Origin of the sequence: Corynebacterium jeikeium, from assembly GCF_028609885.1 — a bacterium.
GTDB lineage: Bacteria > Actinomycetota > Actinomycetes > Mycobacteriales > Mycobacteriaceae > Corynebacterium > Corynebacterium jeikeium.
Genome location: NZ_CP063195.1, coordinates 1,265,124 through 1,284,024, shown reverse-complemented (window position 1 = coordinate 1,284,024; position 18,901 = coordinate 1,265,124). Strand labels below are relative to the sequence as shown.

Sequence of the window (18,901 nt, the reverse complement as noted above, 5' to 3'; positions counted from 1 at the left end):
CCAATTAGTTGACTTTCTCTACCCGCACGGCGTGGCCGAGTTCTTCCGGAACCACCATGGCGCCGTTGTCGTTACTGAACTCCAGGCCGTCCTCGGTGGCCACGAGATCTACAACACTTCCCGGACGCATTCCGAGCGCGTGGAATTTAGCCATTAGCTTGTGCTCGACCTGGATGATTTCGTTGATACTCAGGATCTTCACCTGGATCGGCTCCGGTGGTTCGATGTCGGATGCGCGTTGCGAGGTAACCACCTGCAGGTTGTCAATCTTTTGCCGCAGCTCAGCTCGCTCGGAATCCGGGATGCCCTCCATCAGCTCGTCCAGACCCGGGATTGGGTTTCCAAAGGGAGAGGTGGCGTACTCACTGAGCACCTTTACCAGCTGAACCTCAACTTCGTCGCCCATGACGTGTTCCCAGCGGCAGGCTTCATCGTGCACCTTTTCCCAAGGAAGGCCGATTACGTCGGTAAGCAGGCGCTCCGCCAGGCGGTGTTTACGCATTACGGCAGTGGCCAGGGCGCGCCCCTGTGCGCTGAGCTTCAAGGAACGATCCTTCTCAACGGTCAGAAGCTCATCGCGTTCCATGCGGGCTACAGTCTGGCTCACCGTGGGGCCGGACTGGTCCAGTCTCTCGGCGATGCGAGCGCGCAGCGGTGGGATGCCTTCTTCTTCCAACTCGTAAATCGTTCGGAGATACATCTCAGTAGTATCGACGAGATCCCTCACGTGCGCTACGCCCTTTCTTTGCTTATTGACTTCACACGATTATAGCCCCGTTCACTTAGGAAACGGGGCATAAATATAGGTACTTGTTTTCCGGCGGGGTGGTTAGACTGCGTATTCGCGCAGCTTGTCTGCTCGATCGCCTTCGCGCAGCTTTGCCATAACCTCGCGCTCAATCTGTCGCACACGCTCACGGGAAAGCCCGAAGCGGCGGCCGATCTGATCGAGAGTACGGGGCATGCCATCGTCGAGGCCGTAGCGCAGCTTGATGACGTCTTGCTCGCGCTCTTCCAGTGTGCCGAGCACCGCGCGTACATCGGAGTGACGCAGGGAAGCTACAACGGCAGTCTCCGCGTCTGTGGCATCGGAATCTTCAATAAAATCGCCCAGCGGGGCTTCCTCATCGCTGCCCACGGGCATGTCCAGGCTCACCGGATCGCGAGACTGCTTCAGCAGCATCTCGATCTTGGATTCTTCGATGCCGGACTCCTCCGATAGCTCCTCATTGGTGGCTTCACGGCCCAGCTGCTGATACATTTCGCGCTTGATCCGAGACAGCTTGTTGACTTGCTCAACGAGGTGAACGGGAAGGCGGATGGTTCGGGACTGGTCGGCCATGCCACGGGTGATGGCCTGGCGGATCCACCACGTTGCGTAGGTGGAGAATTTAAAACCCTTGGTGTAGTCGAATTTCTCCATGGCACGGATAAGGCCCAGGTTGCCCTCCTGGATCAGGTCCAGCAGTGGCATTCCGCGACCGGTGTAGCGCTTAGCCAGGGATACCACCAGTCGCAGGTTCGCTTCCAGCAGGTGGCTGCGGGCTGCCTTGCCTTCGCGAGCTAAAACCTTCAGGTCACGCTTCTTTGCGCGGGTCAGCTTCTCAGCGTTGGACAGCAGGTACTCCGAGTACAGGCCAACCTCGATGCGCTTGGATAGTTCGACCTCGTCCTCGGCCGTCAGCAAGGCTGTCTTGCCGATGCCGTTGAGGTATACGCGTACCAAATCTGCCGACGGGTTCTCGTTGTTGCCTCGGCGCCGCCCCTTGTCTTCCTTTTTGTCGCTATCGTCGGTCGAATCGCCGTTGCCCTGACCGTTGTTGATGCCGTTGTATTCGTCATCAATCATGGAGTTTTTCATGGTACTGGTGTGCCTCCCGTGGCTCGATAGCGCTCAAGCTCGTTCAAGATTTTTCTCGTTATGTGCCGAAGCTCTAAGGGGTTAACGGACATCTTCGTTGAATTGTTCCCGACTCCTCCTTAGGAAGGAATTTCCTCTACCCCCGCAATAGGGTCGCCGGTTTCAGCGGTTAGGGATGCGAAAGCGAAGCAAGCATTTGACCTGGAACTATTCAAAAGACGGCAGGTATACCTAGGTCTCTATCAGTACGGTGAATGGTCCCTCGTTCACACTGGAGACTTTCATCATCGCACCGAATCGGCCTGTTTCTACAACTATTCCGCGCTGTCGCAGTAGCTCGCCGATACGGTCGAAGACGGGTTGTGCAGCCTCACCCGGCGCCGCATTCGCCCAGGAGGGCCTCCGCCCTTTCTTCGTTTCCCCCATGAGCGTGAACTGGCTGACCAACAGGACTTGTCCGCCGACCTCCTCGACTGAATGATTGCGCGGGCTATCCCATGGCTCGCCGACTGCCGGTAGCAGACGCAATTCGGCGAGCTTCCGAGCCATCTTCTCCACAGCCGCGTCCGTCACACTCGCGTCTTCTATGTCACCTGTGCCAATGCCGACGAGCGCCAATAATGCAGGGCCTTGTACTGACCCGACGACCTCACCGTCTACGGTTACCTCCGCACTACTGACAGTGCTCACAACCGCTTTCATTGCCGATCCGCCTTCCTCAAAATCTCGGGATTTCTAACAATAGGGTTTTCTGGGGCTCTAGTTCTGGAGCTTTAGTACAGCTCTCGCAAGTCTTCCGGAACGATCATCCCGTGCCGCACCAGGTCGATCGCGATCGGCACGAGCTGGTCAATTAGCTCCTCGGCGCTGATTCCCAACTTCTCGCCGTGTACCGCGTGGTAGAACTCCGCGACGTCGCCCAGGCTCAGCCCCTCCCAACTGAGGCCGGCCAGGATCGTCGCCAGCTCGTGATCGATCTCGTGCGTCCATCCCGGGCCGTCAGTACGGGTCAGCCTCGTACTCTCCTCGCCGAACCCCTGGTTGGTGGCGCTTGCCGTTTTCTCTAAAATGACGCCACGTCCCAGCCGGTAACGGCCTTCCGCCACCGCTGTGGCAGCGGAACGCCCGGGCACCTCCAGCTGGTCGATCCATTGACAGCGGGCGAACCATTGGGCAGCCTCTTTGCCGAGATAAGCCCCGGCTGGTAGTGCATGATCGAGAGACTCGACGGTCAGCTCGCTGGTGCCCTCGAATTTTTCAATGTGGATCCAGCCCAGGCCAATGCGGGTGATCTGGTGGCGGGCGAAGAAGTCCAGCCATTCCGTGGTGCGTTGCTGGCCTGCGTCGCTCCGAGGATCGATGCTTTCATCGCGCAGCCAGGTGTTGACGTACGTGGCAATGTCCACCTCGTCGCGCTGCAGAACCCAGGCACGGGCGCCCTCGTCGGGTAGCCAGCCGAGAATCCGTTCGGCGGCGGAGCTGGCTGCACCGGTGTCTTCTTCGCCGAGAGCCCAGCCGATCAGAAGGTGCGCGTGACCTCCCGGCGCCAGATGCTGGACGGACTGTTCGACAACCAGTTGGCTAGCCGCATCGAGCGGCAATCCGGAGTCACGGTATACGTGCCCTTCTTCTGCTTCTAGGTCCACGGAAGGCCCGATGACGAAGGGAGGGTTGGCGACGATAACGTCGAAGCGCTGAGCTTCAGTAGATTCAGTATCAGCGGATTCAGCGCTAAAAGGCTCGAACCAAGACCCCTGCACCCAGTTCACCAGTGGTGAATCCAAACCCTGTGCCGCGGCTGCCACACGGGCGTAATTGAGGGCGCGGGCGTGGATGTCGCTGCCAAAAATTTTTGGTGGCTCGACCTCGGCGTTTGCGGCCAGCACCAATGCGAGTACGCCGGAGCCAGTGCCGAGGTCCAGCACCCGGGCATTAGCAGGTAGCTGGGGAATAGCGTTGAGCAGGGACAAGGGAGCATTGCCCACACCCGGAACGTGGCCCGGGCCGGGGACGCGTTCCTCTAGGGAGGCATCTGGATCCGACAGCACCAACACCTCCGCCTCACCGTGGGCCGGGTGATGGGCAGGTCGGATATCCAGGTTAAGGCGCAGCAACTCTGTACCGTCGCCTCCGCCGTGCTCGGGTTGTTGTGCCACGGGGATCAGTGCATGTTCTGCCACCAAGCCAGATGTGGCTTCGGTCCCGACGAGATTCCGGAAGAAAGACGCGGGCTGGGGGCGTCGTAAATAAACAGCAGCGACTAACTGAGCGGCCGCAGACTCGCGCCGCGATAGGTGCCACGCAGCGGCAGCGGGCGAACCCGCCTGGGCGGCGGCCACGCCCTGAACGCCAAGCACGTCCAAGATCAACTTGGAACCGTAGCCCTGAGCTACAAGAGCGCGGACCAGCTGCTCAGTGGCGGTTCCGGGTTTGCATAGAGGAAGGTCGGGCATTCTTTTTCCTTGCTAATTGGGCTAAGTGGGCTAAGTGGGCTAGTCGGCTATTTGTTGCCTGTTCCGTGCTGCGAAGAGGGCTGATCGGGGTTGTGCTCGATAATCTTCGGATGGGAAGACACCGATTCCAACATGGGGCGGGCAGTCTCTCCGGCAAGGGCGGCGCGCTGTGCCCGGCGCTGCTCACGCACGAGAGCGGGTTTGTAGACCTTGTTGGTGGTCTCGTCCACCTGGCCAGACTCGTTGGCCAGTAGCACGGCGATCCAGGGTAGAGGCAGGCTCACCGCGGCCACGCACACCGCAAGGGCCGCATTGTGGGTGAGCAGCATCACCAGCGCAGCAAGGGCAAGGATGGGGATGCGCAGAAGCTGCAGCACGGCGTAAAGCTTGCGGCGGTGGTGCCAGCCCTGCAAACGCGAACTTCTGGCATCAGTGATAATTTCCACCTTTGATGCTCGCTTAGCCCGGGACTCACCTCCCGTTTTCCTTTTTCGTGCATCAGCCATATGACTAACGCTAGTACGCAGCTGGAAAACAAGCAGATTCAGGGGCATGATGGTGAACTGTGAGTAACCCAAGTACGACAACGATTGAGCGCCCCGAAGTCAACACGGATACGACGACGGATGACGATGTTCCGAAGTTCTTCCACTACGTGAAGAAGGATCAAATCGTCGAATCTGCCGTGATGGGCAAGCTGGTCGTGGCTCTGTGCGGCGAGACCTTCCCGGTGCGCAAGCAGGCCAAACCGGGGTCGCCTGTCTGCCCGGATTGTGAGCAGATCTACAAGGGGCTGCGCAAGAAGTGAAGCACCTCCGCCTATGGCAGCAGGAGGCTCTGAACAAGTACGTCGAGGCAAGCCCGAAGGACTTTCTGGCCGTGGCGACCCCGGGCGCGGGTAAAACGACTTTCGCCCTAACGATCGCGCGGTTGCTCCTGGATACTCGCGCGGTGGATCGATTGGTCATTGTGGTGCCCACCGAACACCTGAAGGTGCAGTGGGCGCAATCCGCCGCGGAGCGGGGGATCGCTCTCGACGCAGAGTTCACGAACTCCTCGCCGTTCAACAACGCCTACGACGGCGTGTGTGTGACCTACGCCCAGGTGGGCATGAAGCCCACGAAGCACTACCAGGTAGCCACCGCTAAGAAGGCATTGGTGATCCTGGACGAGATCCACCACGCCGGCGATGCAAAGAGTTGGGGCGACGGCGTGCGCATGGCCTACCAGCACGTGGAACGTCGCCTAGCGCTGACGGGCACGCCCTTCCGGTCCGACGATTCCCAGATCCCCTTCGTTCGCTATGAAGCTGTGGAAGGGGCCGATGGCGCTCTCGTTTCCTCGGCTGACTACACCTATGGCTACGCGGATGCTTTGAAGGACGGTGTAGTCCGCCCTGTCGTTTTCTTGGCGTATTCCGGCCAGGCTCGCTGGCGCAACTCCGCCGGCGAGGAGTTCGAGGCACGCCTGGGCGAGCCGTTGAACGCAGAGCAGACTGCGCGGGCATGGCGCACCGCCCTGGACCCGAAGGGCGATTGGATTCCGGCCGTGCTCAACGCAGCGCAGACGCGCCTTCAGCAACTGCGCGAGAGTATTCCCGACGCGGGAGGGTTGGTGATTGCCACCGACAAGACGACGGCGCGTGCCTACGCGCGCATCTTGGAGCGGATCAGCAGCACTCCAGTGACGGTGGTTCTCTCTGACGAGGCGGGCGCTTCCGAACGCATTAAGGAGTTTTCCGCCAGCACCGACGAGTGGATGGTGGCCGTGCGTATGGTTTCCGAGGGCGTGGATGTGCCCCGCCTGGCCGTGGGCGTGTACGCCACATCCTCTTCCACGCCCCTGTTCTTCGCGCAGGCGATTGGCCGTTTCGTGCGATCTAGGCGACCGAGGGAGTCGGCGTCAATTTTCCTGCCCAGCGTATCCGTCCTCCTCGAGCTTGCCTCCAAGATGGAACAGCAGCGCAACCACGTGCTCGGCAAGCCCCACCGCCCAAACGAGGGGTGGGACGATGAACTCCTGCAGCAGGCTAACAAAGAGCAGAACGAAGCCGAAGAGGACAAGGGCTACGAGTCCGTCGGCGCCGAAGCTGAGCTCGACAGTCTTATTTACGATGGGTCGACCTACGGCACGGCGACCTTAAGCGGATCGGAGGAGGAGCAGGCATATCTCGGTCTCCCCGGTCTTTTGGACGCCGAACAGATGCGTACGCTGCTGCGCCAGCGCCAAGCCGAGCAGTTAGACGCGCGGGCGAAGGAAGAGGAGCAGCGTCGGAAACAAGAACAGCAGAAGCCGGCTCCCGAAGGCAGCGGAGCGGACTTGCGCAATAAGCGCGTGGCTAGCGAGGAACTCCCGGCTTTGCGCAAGGAATTGAATGCGCTGGTATCTATGAAGTCCGCTCGTACCGGTAAGCCGCACGGGCAGATTCACAACGATGCACGGAGAAACTGCGGTGGGCCGTCCACAGCACTGTGCACCGCACAGCAGCTGCGCGACCGCATTGCTTACCTAAGAGATTGGTGAAAACGGATACCGGGGACGCCGGAGAAGTGGGGTAAGATACACCGCGTCAAGCAACGGCGGCGTATCGTCGGATCCGTTTTTAGCAAGCGACACCAAAGGGAAGGAAACGGCACGGTGGCTCGAGAAGATTACATCGATCTGGATAAGTCCAACGCTCAGGAGGACGAACTCCAGAAAATCGCGCCGCGTAAGGTCAGCGGGCTGAGTCTGGCCGCCTTGATCGTCGGCATCCTGTCCATCCCGGCGGCGATGTTCCCCCTTATCGGCATCGTGGTGGCCGCGGTGGCGATCCTGGTTGGAATTGCAACGGTGGTGATAGCGAACCGTAGGGGGACGCAGCGTAGCTACGCGATTATCGGCCTGGTGCTGGGCGTATTGGCGATGGCCATTGCAATCTTCTTCACCCAGGTGGCTATGAAGAGCATGGAAGGTTGCGAAGACCTACGTGGCACGGAGTTCTCCGACTGTGTGAAGAACAACCAGAACTAGGCCGGAACTGATTCTGGGCTAGTCGAGGTAGTCGCGCAGCACCTGAGAGCGCGACGGGTGGCGCAGCTTGGACATCGTCTTCGACTCGATCTGGCGAATGCGCTCGCGGGTAACCCCGTACACCTGGCCGATCTCGTCTAAAGTGCGCGGCATTCCGTCGGTGAGGCCGAAGCGCAGCTTCACCACACCGGCCTCTCGCTCGGACAGGGTGTGCAGCACATCCTGCAGCTGATCCTGCAGCAGGGTGAACGAGACCGCGTCGACGGCCACGACGGCCTCCGAGTCCTCGATGAAGTCGCCCAGCTGGGAGTCGCCCTCGTCGCCGATGGTCTGATCCAAAGAAATCGGCTCGCGGGCGTACTGCTGGATCTCCAGCACCTTGTCCACGGTGATGTCCATCTCGCGCGCCAGCTCCTCCGGAGTGGGCTCGCGGCCCAGATCCTGCAGCAGCTCGCGCTGAATGCGGCCCAGCTTGTTGATGACCTCGACCATGTGCACCGGGATGCGGATGGTGCGGGCCTGGTCCGCCATGGCGCGGGTGATAGCCTGGCGGATCCACCAGGTGGCGTAGGTGGAGAACTTGTAGCCCTTCACATAGTCGAACTTTTCGACTGCGCGGATCAGGCCGAGGTTACCTTCCTGGATCAGATCCAGGAACGCCATGCCGCGACCGGTGTAGCGCTTGGCTAGCGACACAACGAGGCGGAGGTTGGCCTCCAACAGGTGGTTCTTCGCACGGCGCCCGTCGCGGTCAATTTCGCGGAGGTCGCGGCGGTGCATCGGGGAGAGCTTCTCGCCAGATTCCTTGATCTCCTGCAGGCGATAAGCGGCGTACAAGCCGGCCTCGATGCGCTTGGCCAGCGAGACCTCCTGCTCAGCATTCAGCAGGGCGACCTTACCGATCTGCTTTAGATAGGCGCGTACGGAGTCTGCGGATGCGGTGAGCTCTGCATCCTTACGCGCCTGGCGCAGTGCAGCGGATTCATCTTCGTCCCAGACAAAGCTGCCGTCGTTTTTATCGGTCTCCTCGTCCTCGTCCTCTGCGTCGTCGTCCTCGTCCTCATCGTCCTCGAGGTCATCGTCTTCAATGTCGTCGTCATCGTCTTCGAGGTCATCGAGGTCATCCAAACCATCGAGATCGTCATCCTCGTCCATATCCTCGAGTGCATCGAGGTCATCCGGAGCGTCCGCATCATCGTCGAACTCGTCGCGCTCAGTCGGATTATCCGGCGCATCCTGCTTAGCCGATAGTGCATCGGTGCTGGTTGCAGCTGCGTCCTCCTCGAGGACGTCCTCGGCTGCCTTTGCTGCCTTGGTGCCACGCTTCGCAGTGGTCTTCTTTGCCGTCTTCTTGGCGACCTTGCGTGTGGTCTTCTTCGCAGTTTTCTTAGCTGCCTTTTTGGCAGTCTTCTTCGCCGCCTTGCGCGCGGTCTTCTTGGCTGCCTTCTTTGCGGTCTTCTTCGCCGCCTTCTTCACAGGGGTGGACGCCTGCTCTTCCGGCTCGGCAGCAGTTTCAGCAGCCTTCGCTGCAGTGCTTCGGACGGTGGTCTTCTTGGCAACCGTCGACTTCTTCGCCACCTTTCGGGCAGTCTTCTTCGCTGCCGTCTTCTTTGCAACCTTGCGTACAACACCCTCGGTGCTGTCTTCGCTGCTGGTGGTCGAGTCGTTTGCTGCCACGGAAGCCCTTTCACTCGTATTACATGGTGCACTAGGATGGCCGCCTTATCGGGCCACATTCCTTGGGGGAATTAGGGCGCACCGGGTTGCGGTTTACCCACAACCGTTGGTCTAGGAGGTTCGTCGAAACCCCTGCTGTGCTAATCGACCGCCCATTATAACTCAAAAATTAGCATGGCGTTGAAACCATCCCGAGTATGAAGCGGCCACCTTCTATCGGACACTAGCGGACGCTAGAGCTTGTACTAGGGCTTGATGCCATCTTGTACGGCCATTGCAGCGCCGATAATGCCCGCCTGATTGCGCAGCTTCGCCGGGATAACTTCCTCTTCGACAGTCAGCAGCGGAACCCACTTGTCGGCCTTGCGAGAAATACCGCCGCCGACGATAAACGTCTTCGGGCTGAACAGAGCGCTGTAGGCGTGCAGAACCTCGTCCACGCGCGCGGCCCACTTCTTATAGGACAACTCCTCGCGATCCTTCGCCGCGGAGCTGGCATACCATTCGACGTCACCATTCTTATCGTGGGGCAGATGGCCCAGCTCGGAGTTGGGGAATAGGTTTCCATCACACAGCATGGCCGAGCCGATGCCGGTTCCGAAAGTGAGCATCAGCACCGCGCCCTCCTTCGCGCTTTCCTCGCCGTACTTGACCTCGGCCAGTCCGGCTGCGTCAGCGTCATTAAGAACAGCGATCTCCCGCTCGCCGAGGTGGCGCTTGAACAGCTCCTGCATATCGGTATCGATCCACGACTTGTCGATGTTCGCCGCGGAGCGAGCCTTCTGGTCCTTGACTACGGCGGGCACCGTTACACCCACCGGGCCATCCCATTCGGCCATGTCCATCAGCTTGCGCACGACGTCCGCCACTGCGTCGGGGGTGGAGGGCTTCGGGGTGAGGATCTTAAAACGCTCGGTGACCAGCTCGCCGGTGTTGAGGTCTACAACGGCGCCTTTCACACCGGATCCACCGATGTCTACGCCGAAACTCAGGTTCTGTTCTGCCTTGTCCTCAGTCATGCTCATAACCCTACCTTGAAGATATCGAGCTGCGCTCGACGCCAGGCTTAGCTGTTATTGGCGGGGAGAAGGGAGTCGATGATAGGTGCGCAGGGTAGCCAGAAGATTGGCCTGAAGAATGGCAAGGTGGAAGCCATGGAAACCAAGGGTTCAGCAGAATTGACCACGCAGGCGCGTGAGGTATCAAAGATTCTCCAGAGAGCACGGTCCGAGCAGGCGCTACTGCGGGTGTTCGACGAAGCGTCGACGGAGAGGGAGGATGGGGCGTCCCCAACAATAGAAAGCTCTAGCCCTGCCGTTCTAGAGGAAATAGCCCTAGAGGTAGCGCTTGGGGCGGCCGCCCTAATACGACGCCGCCGTGGCGAACTGGCCGACGAGCACGGGCACGTAGGCGTGGTGGGGACGAAAACCTCCGAGGTGGATCCGGTGACGGAGGTGGACCAGGCCAGCGAGAAACTCATTGTGGAGCAGCTGTTACAGCGAGTGCCGGGCTCTCGAGTGCTTGGCGAGGAAGGCGGATTGAGCAGTGAACACAGTGCTCCGGGGGAGGTCTTATGGATTGTCGACCCGATTGATGGCACGGTGAACTTCCTGTACGGAATTCCGGCCTATGCCGTGAGTATCGCCGCAGTGGTAGATGGGCAGCCGGTAGCGGGTGTGGTGGTCGACGTGACAGCTCGGGAAGCCTATGTGGCACACGCAGGCGGGCCGGCGCGCCGTTTGAAGTCCGATGGTGCCGGAGCCGATCTCCTGCGTGTGGAACCGGCGGAAGAGGAGACAGAGGCCGGTAAAGCACCCGGCAATGAATCTGACAAGGCGCTTGGCAAGGCTCTCATTGCGACGGGGTTTTCATATCTGGCGAAGGATCGCCGCCGCCAAGCGGAGCTGTTGACCCGATTGTTGCCGAAGGTTCGAGACATTCGAAGGATTGGTTCGGCGGCGTTGGATTTGTGCCGCGTAGCCAGCGGGGAAGTAGATGCCTATTTCGAACATGGTTTGGGGCCGTGGGATCACGCCGCCGGGTGCCTGATTGCAGCGCGGGCCGGAGCCATCAGCGTAGCCCCCGATTACGACGTGACGAAGGAAGCCAAGGCGCTTGTACTGGCAGTTAGACCGGGGGTGGCTAGGGAGCTGGCTGAGCTCCTGGTGGACTAGCAGCGGGGGGAAGCTTCCTACCCCAATCGGACCCTAGTGCGCGCGTGAAGGTGACAAGTGGCGGGCATGTGCTCTACGATCCGCGAACAGTGAGACGAATTGAGGCATTTTTTAGCCAGTTCCGCTGGTTGTTTTGCCTGCCATTACAACGACACAACCGACGTAAGTAAGGACCCCACATGGCCACTGACTACGACGCACCCCGCCGACGTTCCGAAGATGACATCGAGACCGACTCTCTGGAGGGGCTGAAGGCTGCAGAGAAGGCCGAGCCTTCTGTTTCCGATACGGATGACGGAGAGATCGTCGAGCCGTTCGACGTGCCGATGGCGGATCTTTCCGGTGAAGAGCTGTCGGGTTCAGTGATCCCGCGCCAGAGTGATGAATTTACCTGCAGCGTTTGTTTCCTGGTCCAGCACCGCAGCTGTATCGCGGAGACCGTCGCCGACGGCGAGTACATCTGCAAGGACTGTGCCTAAGCTGTCCGCTTTAGTAGATCGGGCGACCGAGTTTTTCCAGAACCTCTTGCGGCTCCTTGGTGGAAATCAGCCAATAAGGGGTTGGGTCGTCCGGATCGTCGAGGACGAGCATCGCCATCGTCGGAATCCAGTTCTTGTGAACGACATAGGCGGCCGGATCCAGCTGGCGGCCCATGGCAGCGCGCTTGGCGGTAGGGGGAATCACTAGGCTGCGGCTGACCACGCTGGCGGGTAACTTAGCTGGGCCGACGTACAGCCAACGCTCGCCGGAGTTATCCTCCGTGACCTCCACCTTCGTGCGGGAGAAATAGATCAGCGCCCAGACGGCCAGTGCACCGGAAACAACCAGGCCAACGTAAAAAGCCCACATCGGACGGCCCATTTGCGCCTGCCACGAAATGATGGCCACCACGCCCGCGGCGAACAGCCACCACACTAGGGGTACGCGCTGATGCTCCGAGTACAGCAGCTTTTCCTGCCGAGTGTCCGATGCCACTTCAATAACTCCTGTAGATCTGTTCGCTTTGAGTGCCGTCTAGCAATTCTAGCCCGTGGGGGAGCGGACATCGTAACTTCGGTTGGGTACTTGTAGTCTTGGTGACCGTGACGCTTAAACAAAATGGAAATGACGCCCCGCTGCGTATCGTTCGCCTGGACAAGGAGCTGCCCTTGCCGCGCCGTGCCCACCCGACGGACGCTGGCATCGACCTGTACACGGCCCAGGACGTGACTATCGCCCCTGGGTGCAGGGAACTGGTAGGTACAGGCATTGCCATCGCTTTGCCAGTGGGAACCGTGGGGCTGGTGCACCCGCGTAGTGGGCTTGCACTGAAGAAGGGGCTTTCCATCGTCAACGCCCCGGGGACGATCGATGCGGACTACCGCGGGGAGATCAAGGTTTGCTTGATCAACCTGGATCCTGAGCAACCCATTGAATTAGCACGTGGTGAGCGGATTGCACAGCTGCTTGTGCAGGAAGTCAGCCTGTGTGACGTAGAAGAAGTGAATAGCGTGGAGGAATTGGGCGTGACTGTGCGAGGCGAGTCCGGTTACGGCTCCACCGGGGTGTAGACCCACAGCACTCGCAGCATTTGAATTAACTTCATTAACCAAAAGAAAGCGGAGTTTTGGGATGTTTGGTCGTAAGAATAAAGGCGACAAGAAAACGGTAGAAAAGGTAGAAGAAGTCACTCCACCTCAGCAGGAACGACCTCAGAACGACTTTGGACCGTTCGACGGAGACACGGTGAACTTCCAGGACTTCGACTTTTCGGATTTCGCCAGTGGTGCGTTGGACCTGGGCTCCATGATCATTCCGGTGCCGCACGGCGGCAGGGTCAGTGTGGAAATGGGACCGGAAGGCCCGCAGATGATCCATCTGGAGATCGACGGCGGACGCATCACCCCGGTTGCGTTCGCTGCACCGCGCAACGGTGACCTTTGGGGCGAGTCCGTTGACGAGACGGTTGCAGGCATGACTAAGGACGGCCTGGACGTACACGTGGAGGATGGCCCATGGGGGCAGGAGATCTGCGCGGTAGCAGGTGAGGGGCAAATGCGCTTGATCGGCGTGAACGGCCCGCGCTGGATGTTCCGGGCGACTTTGGCGGGCGAGAAGTCCAAGGCAGACGAGCTAGCCAAAATCGGCAGGGAGATCATCGCGCGTACCTTTATACGCCGCGGTAGCGACCCACTTCCGGCCGGCCAACCGTTGCCGGTGCAGATGCCGCAGGCGATGGCGGATGAGGTGCAGGAACAGCTGAAGCAGTTGGCGCACCGCCAAAATGCCGGTTCCGAGGTAGTCACTCGGGAACCGGGCGAGGATCTGGATTAATGGCAGACACCGCGGCGAACAGCACTGACGCTGAATCCAAGGAGACCCTGCTGGAGCAGATGGGCGGCCTGTCTGGGCTGGTTTCTTCCACACTTCCGGTATTGGTGCTGGTACCGGTAAACAGCCAATGGGGTCTGGGCCCCGCACTGATTTCCGCACTAGCGGTGGCGGTGTTGATCTTGGTGTGGCGCTTGGGACGCAAGGAGAATCTGCAGCCGGCGATCTCCGGCTTCCTCGCGGTCGCTCTGTGTGCTGCCATTGCGTGGATCATGGGGGATGCGAAGGGCTACTTCGCCTATGGGATCTGGTACTCGCTTGCGGCGGGTATCGCGTCCATCATTTCGATCTTTGTGCGTTGGCCACTGGTCGGCGCCGTGTGGCGCGGAATCAACGGCGACGATCACCGCTGGCGCACTAGCCGTCGGGCAGTGCGGGCTTTCAACATCGCCACCCTCGCGTGGGCAATGGTTTTCTTTGCCCGCTTTGCCGTTCAGCAGTGGCTCTACGCTGCGGATAAGACCGACGCTCTGGGCTACACCCGCATTGCAATGGGATGGCCCTTGACGCTGGTGGCGGTGGCAGTCACCGTATGGGCTGTGAAGGCAGCAAACCACGCAGAGGGACGCCACTTGGACAAGTCCGAGGAGGACGCGCAGGAGCCAAATGACACCCAAGCCCCGGGAGATCCAGAAGGCCCAGAAGTGCTCGAAGCTGGCAGTGCAGAAGGAAACAACGACGAGGTGGGCACCGATGGGCGTCAATAAGAGCGAAGAAGTAGTGATCGACCTGGCGGGGCCCGCGAATGGCGGAACCGTGATCGGTCGGTTGGATGGACAAATCGTGTTCGTGCGCGGTGGGCTGCCGGGCGAGAAGGACGTGACGGTGGTGCTGGATCCAGCGCGAAACTCGAAGTCTAAAAAGGGGTTCCGCAATGGCGAGGCTATAGCCATCGGGCAGCCGAGTGCGCACCGTGTGGCTCCGGTATGCCCAGCAGCGCAAGCCGGGGCGGGGTGCTGCGACCTGGATTTTGTGGATGCCGTCGGGGCTCTGGATTATAAGAAGCAGGTGGTGCTGGACCAATTGGTTCGGGTGGGCAAAATGGATGCCGAAACCCTGCAGAAGATCACCGTGAGCACCGAGAGCCTCGAGCCCTTCATTGGCTCGCGCACGCGCGTGCGACTCGCTGTGGATGGAGAGGGCAATGTCGGCCAGCGCGTACGCGGTTCCCACCGGGTAGTGCCGGTGGATAGCCCGTGTGCGCAGTGGAGTAAGAGCCTGCAAGAGGGGCTAGCGGAAGAGATCGAGCAGCTGCGGACCGTGGGCAAGCTGGTACCTAACTCCGAGATCGCCGTTGCCGTGTCAGATGACGGCACGCGCAGGATGGTGCAGCTGCAAGGACAGCCCTCGAACCTGCGCGTTACGGCATTCGCCCCATCAGGTGCCGGTTCAAATGGCAGTGCAGGCGAGATTCCCACAGTTTCCCGTACCGTACATTTCGGGGCCGGCCTCGACCGGGAGTTCGACGTGCAGTGGCATAGTCAGGTGCAGGACTTCTGGCAGGCGCACCGCGCCGCTCCGGAGTTCTACGCTTCTTGGATCGCCCGCCATATCCCTCCGGTAGCACAGGGAGAGAAGACCCAAGGGGTAAACCATAAGCAGTCGGTCGCGTGGGATCTGTATGGCGGCGCCGGGGTTTTTAGCGCGGTGTTGTCCCGCAAGGCCGAACGCGTGGTATGTGTGGATGTAGCCGGAAGCGCCAGCAAGTCGGGTGTGAAAGCCATGGCGGCTGCTGGTATCGACAATGTCGAGTTCGTCGATGGCGATGTGGCGGGCCAGGTTCCCCAGCTGCCACGCGGTGGCTCCCTACACGCTGTGGTGCTGGATCCGCCGCGCACTGGCGCGGGCACGCAGACTGTCGCGGACATCGCCAAAGCTCGCCCGCGGCACGTCGTGCACGTGGGTTGCGACCCGGCAACCGCCGCCCGCGACCTTGCCGCCTGGATCGATAATGGCTACGCGATTAAGGAACTCTGTGTGGTGGATGCCTTCGGTTTGAACCACCACGTAGAGCTGCTGGCATATCTAGTTCCGAACCGCGGCGGTCGCGCGGGTTCTTGAGACTCGGTAGGGAATTCTTTCAAAACAATTGAGCGCAGTTAGAATGGATGGACAAAACATTCGGCGCTAGTCATGAGGACGGAGAAGAGTAGTTTCACATGGGAATTCTCGACAAGGTGTCTTCGCCCGCTGACCTTAAGGGGCTGGACGCAGACCAGCTAGAACAGCTGGCCGCAGAGATCCGCGAGTTTCTTATCCAGAAGGTCTCCGCAACCGGTGGCCACCTGGGGCCAAACCTGGGCGTTGTCGAGCTGACTATCGCCATGCACCGGGTATTCGATTCGCCTTCCGACCCGTTGATTTTCGACACTGGCCACCAGTCCTACGTCCACAAGATCTTGACGGGGCGCAGGGATTTGTTCGACACGCTGCGGCAAAAGGACGGGCTCTCCGGCTACCCGGATCGAGCGGAGTCTCCTCACGACTGGACCGAGTCCTCCCACGCTTCGGCCTCGCTATCCTACGCAGATGGGCTGGCCAAGGCCTTTGAACTGACGGGCCAGGTTCACCGCCACGTTGTCGCACTGGTCGGCGATGGCGCACTTACCGGTGGTATGACGTGGGAGGCGCTGAACAACATCGCCGCCGCGAAGAATCGGAGCCTGGTGGTGGTTGTCAACGATAACGGCCGCTCCTATTCGCCCACTATCGGTGGTCTCGCCGAGAACCTGGCTGCGCTGCGCCTGCAGCCGATGTACGACCGGGTGATGGATACAGGTAAAAACGCTCTGGGCCGGATGGGTTGGGTGGGAGACCGTGCCTTCCAAGTGATTCACGGTCTGAAGGAGGGTGTGAAGCACACCGTCATTCCACATGAGATGTTCCCGGAGCTGGGGCTGAAGTACATCGGCCCCGTCGATGGCCACGACCTCAAGCAGGTCGAGAACGCCCTGCGCTACGCCAAGGACTACGGCGGACCCGTGATCGTCCACACCGTCACCCAGAAGGGCAAAGGGTTCGACCCCGCCGAGCAAGACGAAGCCGACCAGATGCACTCCACCGGTGTGATCGACCCGATCACCGGTGAGTCCATGGCTAAGAAGACCGAAGGCGCGATCAGCTGGACCAAGGTGTTCTCCAATCACCTGATTGACATTGCCAACAATCGCGAGGACATCGTCGCCATTACAGCCGCGATGGCCGGCCCGACTGGCTTGGCAGACTTTGCGAAGGTGCATCCCAGCCGCACCTACGATGTCGGCATCGCCGAGCAGCATGCGGTGACTTCCGCCGCCGGTCTGGCTCTCGGCGGTTTGCACCCGGTAGTGGCTGTTTACTCGACGTTCCTCAACCGCGCATTCGACCAGCTTTTGATGGACGTCGCCCTGCTGAAGCTCGGCGTCACCCTCGTCCTCGACCGTGCGGGCATTACCGGCTCTGACGGAGCGAGCCACAACGGCATGTGGGATCTGTCGATCACCGGCATTGTTCCCGGTATTCACGTGGCCGCTCCACGCGACGCCCACACCCTGGAGCTGGCCCTCGACCGGGCGGTTGCCATCGACGATGCACCGACCGTCGTGCGCTTCCCGAAGGGCGATGCACCTGCTGGCATCCCTGCAGTGCGTGAGGAGGACGACTATGACGTCTTGTTCGAGCAGAGCGGCGACAAGAGCGAGGGGCGCGTCCTCATCGTCTCCTTCGGTGCGCTCTCGAAGCAAGCACTAGGCGCTGCGCAAGCTCTTTGTGACGCCAACTTCTCCGCCACCGTCGTGGATCCCCACTGGGTGGTTCCCACTGCGGATAGCTTGCTGCAGTTCGCCCGTGGCTTTGATTTGATCGTCACGATCGAGGACAACGGCGTACACGGTGGAGCGGGTAGCCGCCTGCACTACGATCTGTCTCAGGCGGGCATCGACGTGCCTGTCCGCAACCTGGGCGTTCCGCAGGAATTCCTCGCCCATGGCTCGCGTGGCGAGGTGCTGGAGGATTTGGGCTTGGACGCGGAGACCGTCGCCAGGACCGTCGTGGGGTACGCGGAAAAACTCTAGGTCGCGGAAACCTCCACTACGGCGGGAGCTACTGCATTGAGCAGCAGCTCTACCTGCCAGGGGCGTAGCCCCAAATCAGTCCACGTTTCACCTAGTAGCTGCTCCCATTCTGCGATCGGGTCCTCGGCTATATCCAGAGCGTTAGTGTCTTTGGCCAGCCAACAGGACCAGGCGGCTTGGCGTAGATTCCGCCTGGTCACGATTGTGTCCAAGCGGATTTGCAGAATGTTCGCTGCGTTATCGGCTGCGGTGAGAATTGCGTCGGAATACGCCGCCGCAACGGGGTATTCGTCAGGCCAGGTCCTGTAGTCCGGGATGCCCTTCGAGGGAGCGTGCGGCGGGTGGAACTGTTGGGTCTCAATATCTTGGGTATCGGACATGAGGGCGTCCGAAAGTTGCTCGGCCATGTGCCTGCGAGCCCGAGGTTTCATGCGCGCCCGCGAGCGGTGCAGGCAGGAGTTCAACTGCTGTAGCGCGCCGACGCGGTCTCGTTCGGCGCGGCCAGCGATGTCCACCAGGTCGCGGCTGCGCAAGATGGACTCCGGGGAGATGTCGCCACGGCGGGCCATCGCGTCGCGGGATTCCCAGAGGTCGTGGGCGATCCGGCGAGGCAGAGCGCGGCGCAGGGAGCTTAACCCCTTCAAGTCTGTCCAGTCGTTTGCGGACAGGGGAGAGGCAGAGGCAAGCACGTGTTGACACTCCTGGATATACCATTCTGTGCGGCCGGTTTTGGCGAGCTCTTCTAGACAACAGTCCAATAGTTCGAGGAGCCATTCGACATCTAAGGCGGCGTAGTTCAGCATCGCTTGGGTCAATGGTCTGCGCGACCAATCCGCGTTGCCTTTATCTTTGGGGACCTGAATATCGAAGTAGGCATCTAGCATGCCGGATAGCCCGATGCGTTCGGCACCTAGGAGCTGTCCGGCAATCTGCGTGTCATGCAGTACTTGCGGGCGCCAACCTAGGGCCATCAGGCAGGGCAGGTCGGTGTGCGCCGCGTGGAGCACCCATTCGGCTTCGTTCACGACCTCGGCCATGCGGCGGGTGGCTTGGGGTTCGGCTTCGGGATCTATCAGGAATGTACCGGAGCCGTGGCGTCGCAGCTGAATGAGGAATGCGCGATCGTCATAGCGGTAGGCAGAGGCGCGCTCCGTATCTATGGCGATAGGGCCGGTGCCTGCGGCGAGTACGCGGGATACTGCATCGATTTGCTGCGGGGTATCCCGTAGCAACGGCGTGCCGGCGGCGGGAACAGAGATAAAACTCACGGCTATAACGATACGTCAGGTCGCCGCTTGCCTC

General features: G+C 60.5%; 19 protein-coding genes. 10 read left to right on the top strand and 9 right to left on the bottom strand.

The features are described from left to right. Positions 1-4: 4 nt before the first annotated feature. From CJEIK_RS05705 to CJEIK_RS05685, 5 genes are all read right to left on the bottom strand, one after another. Positions 5-727 (bottom strand): metal-dependent transcriptional regulator, encoded by a 723-nt coding sequence (locus CJEIK_RS05705; RefSeq protein ID WP_005295065.1) that lies wholly within the window; start codon positions 725-727, stop codon positions 5-7. 102 nt (positions 728-829) lie between these two features. Further along, on the bottom strand, positions 830-1,861 hold the full coding sequence (locus CJEIK_RS05700; RefSeq protein ID WP_005295062.1) for a sigma-70 family RNA polymerase sigma factor: 1,032 nt from the start codon (positions 1,859-1,861) through the stop codon (positions 830-832). Positions 1,862-2,092: 231 nt separating this feature from the next. Then, entirely contained in the window at positions 2,093-2,563 is a 471-nt protein-coding gene (gene dtd, locus CJEIK_RS05695) for a D-aminoacyl-tRNA deacylase (protein WP_005295058.1), read from the bottom strand. Between the two features lie 71 nt (positions 2,564-2,634). Next, positions 2,635-4,314 (bottom strand): DUF7782 domain-containing protein, encoded by a 1,680-nt coding sequence (locus tag CJEIK_RS05690; protein ID WP_077536313.1) that lies wholly within the window; start codon positions 4,312-4,314, stop codon positions 2,635-2,637. 47 nt (positions 4,315-4,361) lie between these two features. Next, the gene (locus CJEIK_RS05685) at positions 4,362-4,760 is read right to left on the bottom strand and encodes a DUF3099 domain-containing protein (RefSeq protein WP_248623857.1); all 399 of its coding nucleotides are present in this window, start codon (positions 4,758-4,760) and stop codon (positions 4,362-4,364) included. A gap of 119 nt (positions 4,761-4,879) precedes the next feature. On the opposite strand from CJEIK_RS05685, the gene CJEIK_RS05680 reads away from it, so the two are divergent. The 3 genes from CJEIK_RS05680 to CJEIK_RS05670 all read left to right on the top strand — a co-directional run bounded on the left by CJEIK_RS05680 (position 4,880) and on the right by CJEIK_RS05670 (position 7,326). Continuing rightward, entirely contained in the window at positions 4,880-5,122 is a 243-nt protein-coding gene (locus CJEIK_RS05680) for a DUF3039 domain-containing protein (protein ID WP_005295046.1), read from the top strand. Further along, complete coding sequence (locus tag CJEIK_RS05675) at positions 5,119-6,837, top strand: DEAD/DEAH box helicase (protein WP_005295043.1); 1,719 nt, start codon at positions 5,119-5,121, stop codon at positions 6,835-6,837. The genes CJEIK_RS05680 and CJEIK_RS05675 overlap by 4 nt, the downstream gene beginning before the upstream one ends. 114 nt (positions 6,838-6,951) lie before the next feature. Next, the gene (locus CJEIK_RS05670; RefSeq protein ID WP_005295040.1) at positions 6,952-7,326 is read left to right on the top strand and encodes a DUF308 domain-containing protein; all 375 of its coding nucleotides are present in this window, start codon (positions 6,952-6,954) and stop codon (positions 7,324-7,326) included. An 18-nt stretch (positions 7,327-7,344) separates the two neighbouring features. Here CJEIK_RS05670 and CJEIK_RS05665 read toward each other — a convergent pair whose 3' ends face one another. Together CJEIK_RS05665 and ppgK are read right to left on the bottom strand one after the other, a co-directional pair. Next, the gene (locus CJEIK_RS05665) at positions 7,345-9,003 is read right to left on the bottom strand and encodes an RNA polymerase sigma factor (RefSeq protein WP_005295039.1); all 1,659 of its coding nucleotides are present in this window, start codon (positions 9,001-9,003) and stop codon (positions 7,345-7,347) included. A gap of 245 nt (positions 9,004-9,248) precedes the next feature. Beyond that, on the bottom strand, positions 9,249-10,028 hold the full coding sequence (gene ppgK, locus CJEIK_RS05660; protein ID WP_005295038.1) for a polyphosphate--glucose phosphotransferase: 780 nt from the start codon (positions 10,026-10,028) through the stop codon (positions 9,249-9,251). A gap of 72 nt (positions 10,029-10,100) precedes the next feature. Between ppgK and CJEIK_RS05655 the strand changes: the two genes are divergently transcribed. Both CJEIK_RS05655 and CJEIK_RS05650 read left to right on the top strand, forming a co-directional pair. Beyond that, positions 10,101-11,177 carry an inositol monophosphatase family protein gene (locus tag CJEIK_RS05655; protein ID WP_005295037.1) on the top strand — a complete coding sequence of 359 codons (1,077 nt, stop codon included), beginning with the start codon at positions 10,101-10,103 and terminating at the stop codon, positions 11,175-11,177. 179 nt (positions 11,178-11,356) lie between these two features. After that, on the top strand, positions 11,357-11,656 hold the full coding sequence (locus CJEIK_RS05650; protein ID WP_005295036.1) for a DUF4193 domain-containing protein: 300 nt from the start codon (positions 11,357-11,359) through the stop codon (positions 11,654-11,656). 10 nt (positions 11,657-11,666) lie between these two features. Here the strand turns inward: CJEIK_RS05650 and CJEIK_RS05645 are convergent, their stop codons facing one another. Next, complete coding sequence (locus tag CJEIK_RS05645; protein WP_005295033.1) at positions 11,667-12,152, bottom strand: DUF3093 domain-containing protein; 486 nt, start codon at positions 12,150-12,152, stop codon at positions 11,667-11,669. A gap of 107 nt (positions 12,153-12,259) precedes the next feature. On the opposite strand from CJEIK_RS05645, the gene dut reads away from it, so the two are divergent. The 5 genes from dut to dxs all read left to right on the top strand — a co-directional run bounded on the left by dut (position 12,260) and on the right by dxs (position 17,599). Beyond that, positions 12,260-12,727, top strand: a complete 468-nt coding sequence (gene dut, locus CJEIK_RS05640; protein ID WP_034965068.1) for a dUTP diphosphatase — start codon at positions 12,260-12,262, stop codon at positions 12,725-12,727. Positions 12,728-12,788: 61 nt separating this feature from the next. Then, the gene (locus tag CJEIK_RS05635) at positions 12,789-13,490 is read left to right on the top strand and encodes a DUF3710 domain-containing protein (protein ID WP_005295030.1); all 702 of its coding nucleotides are present in this window, start codon (positions 12,789-12,791) and stop codon (positions 13,488-13,490) included. Beyond that, positions 13,490-14,254 carry a DUF3159 domain-containing protein gene (locus tag CJEIK_RS05630; RefSeq protein WP_005295028.1) on the top strand — a complete coding sequence of 255 codons (765 nt, stop codon included), beginning with the start codon at positions 13,490-13,492 and terminating at the stop codon, positions 14,252-14,254. The genes CJEIK_RS05635 and CJEIK_RS05630 overlap by 1 nt, the downstream gene beginning before the upstream one ends. Next, complete coding sequence (locus CJEIK_RS05625; protein ID WP_232501643.1) at positions 14,154-15,608, top strand: class I SAM-dependent RNA methyltransferase; 1,455 nt, start codon at positions 14,154-14,156, stop codon at positions 15,606-15,608. Before CJEIK_RS05630 ends, CJEIK_RS05625 begins: the two co-directional genes overlap by 101 nt. 98 nt (positions 15,609-15,706) lie before the next feature. Then, a complete protein-coding gene (dxs, locus tag CJEIK_RS05620) occupies positions 15,707-17,599 on the top strand; it encodes a 1-deoxy-D-xylulose-5-phosphate synthase (RefSeq protein ID WP_005295023.1) in 1,893 nt (630 codons plus the stop codon). Here dxs and CJEIK_RS05615 read toward each other — a convergent pair. Then, entirely contained in the window at positions 17,596-18,867 is a 1,272-nt protein-coding gene (locus tag CJEIK_RS05615) for a ribonuclease D (RefSeq protein ID WP_005295021.1), read from the bottom strand. The genes dxs and CJEIK_RS05615 overlap by 4 nt on opposite strands. Between the last annotated feature and the right edge of the window lie 34 nt (positions 18,868-18,901).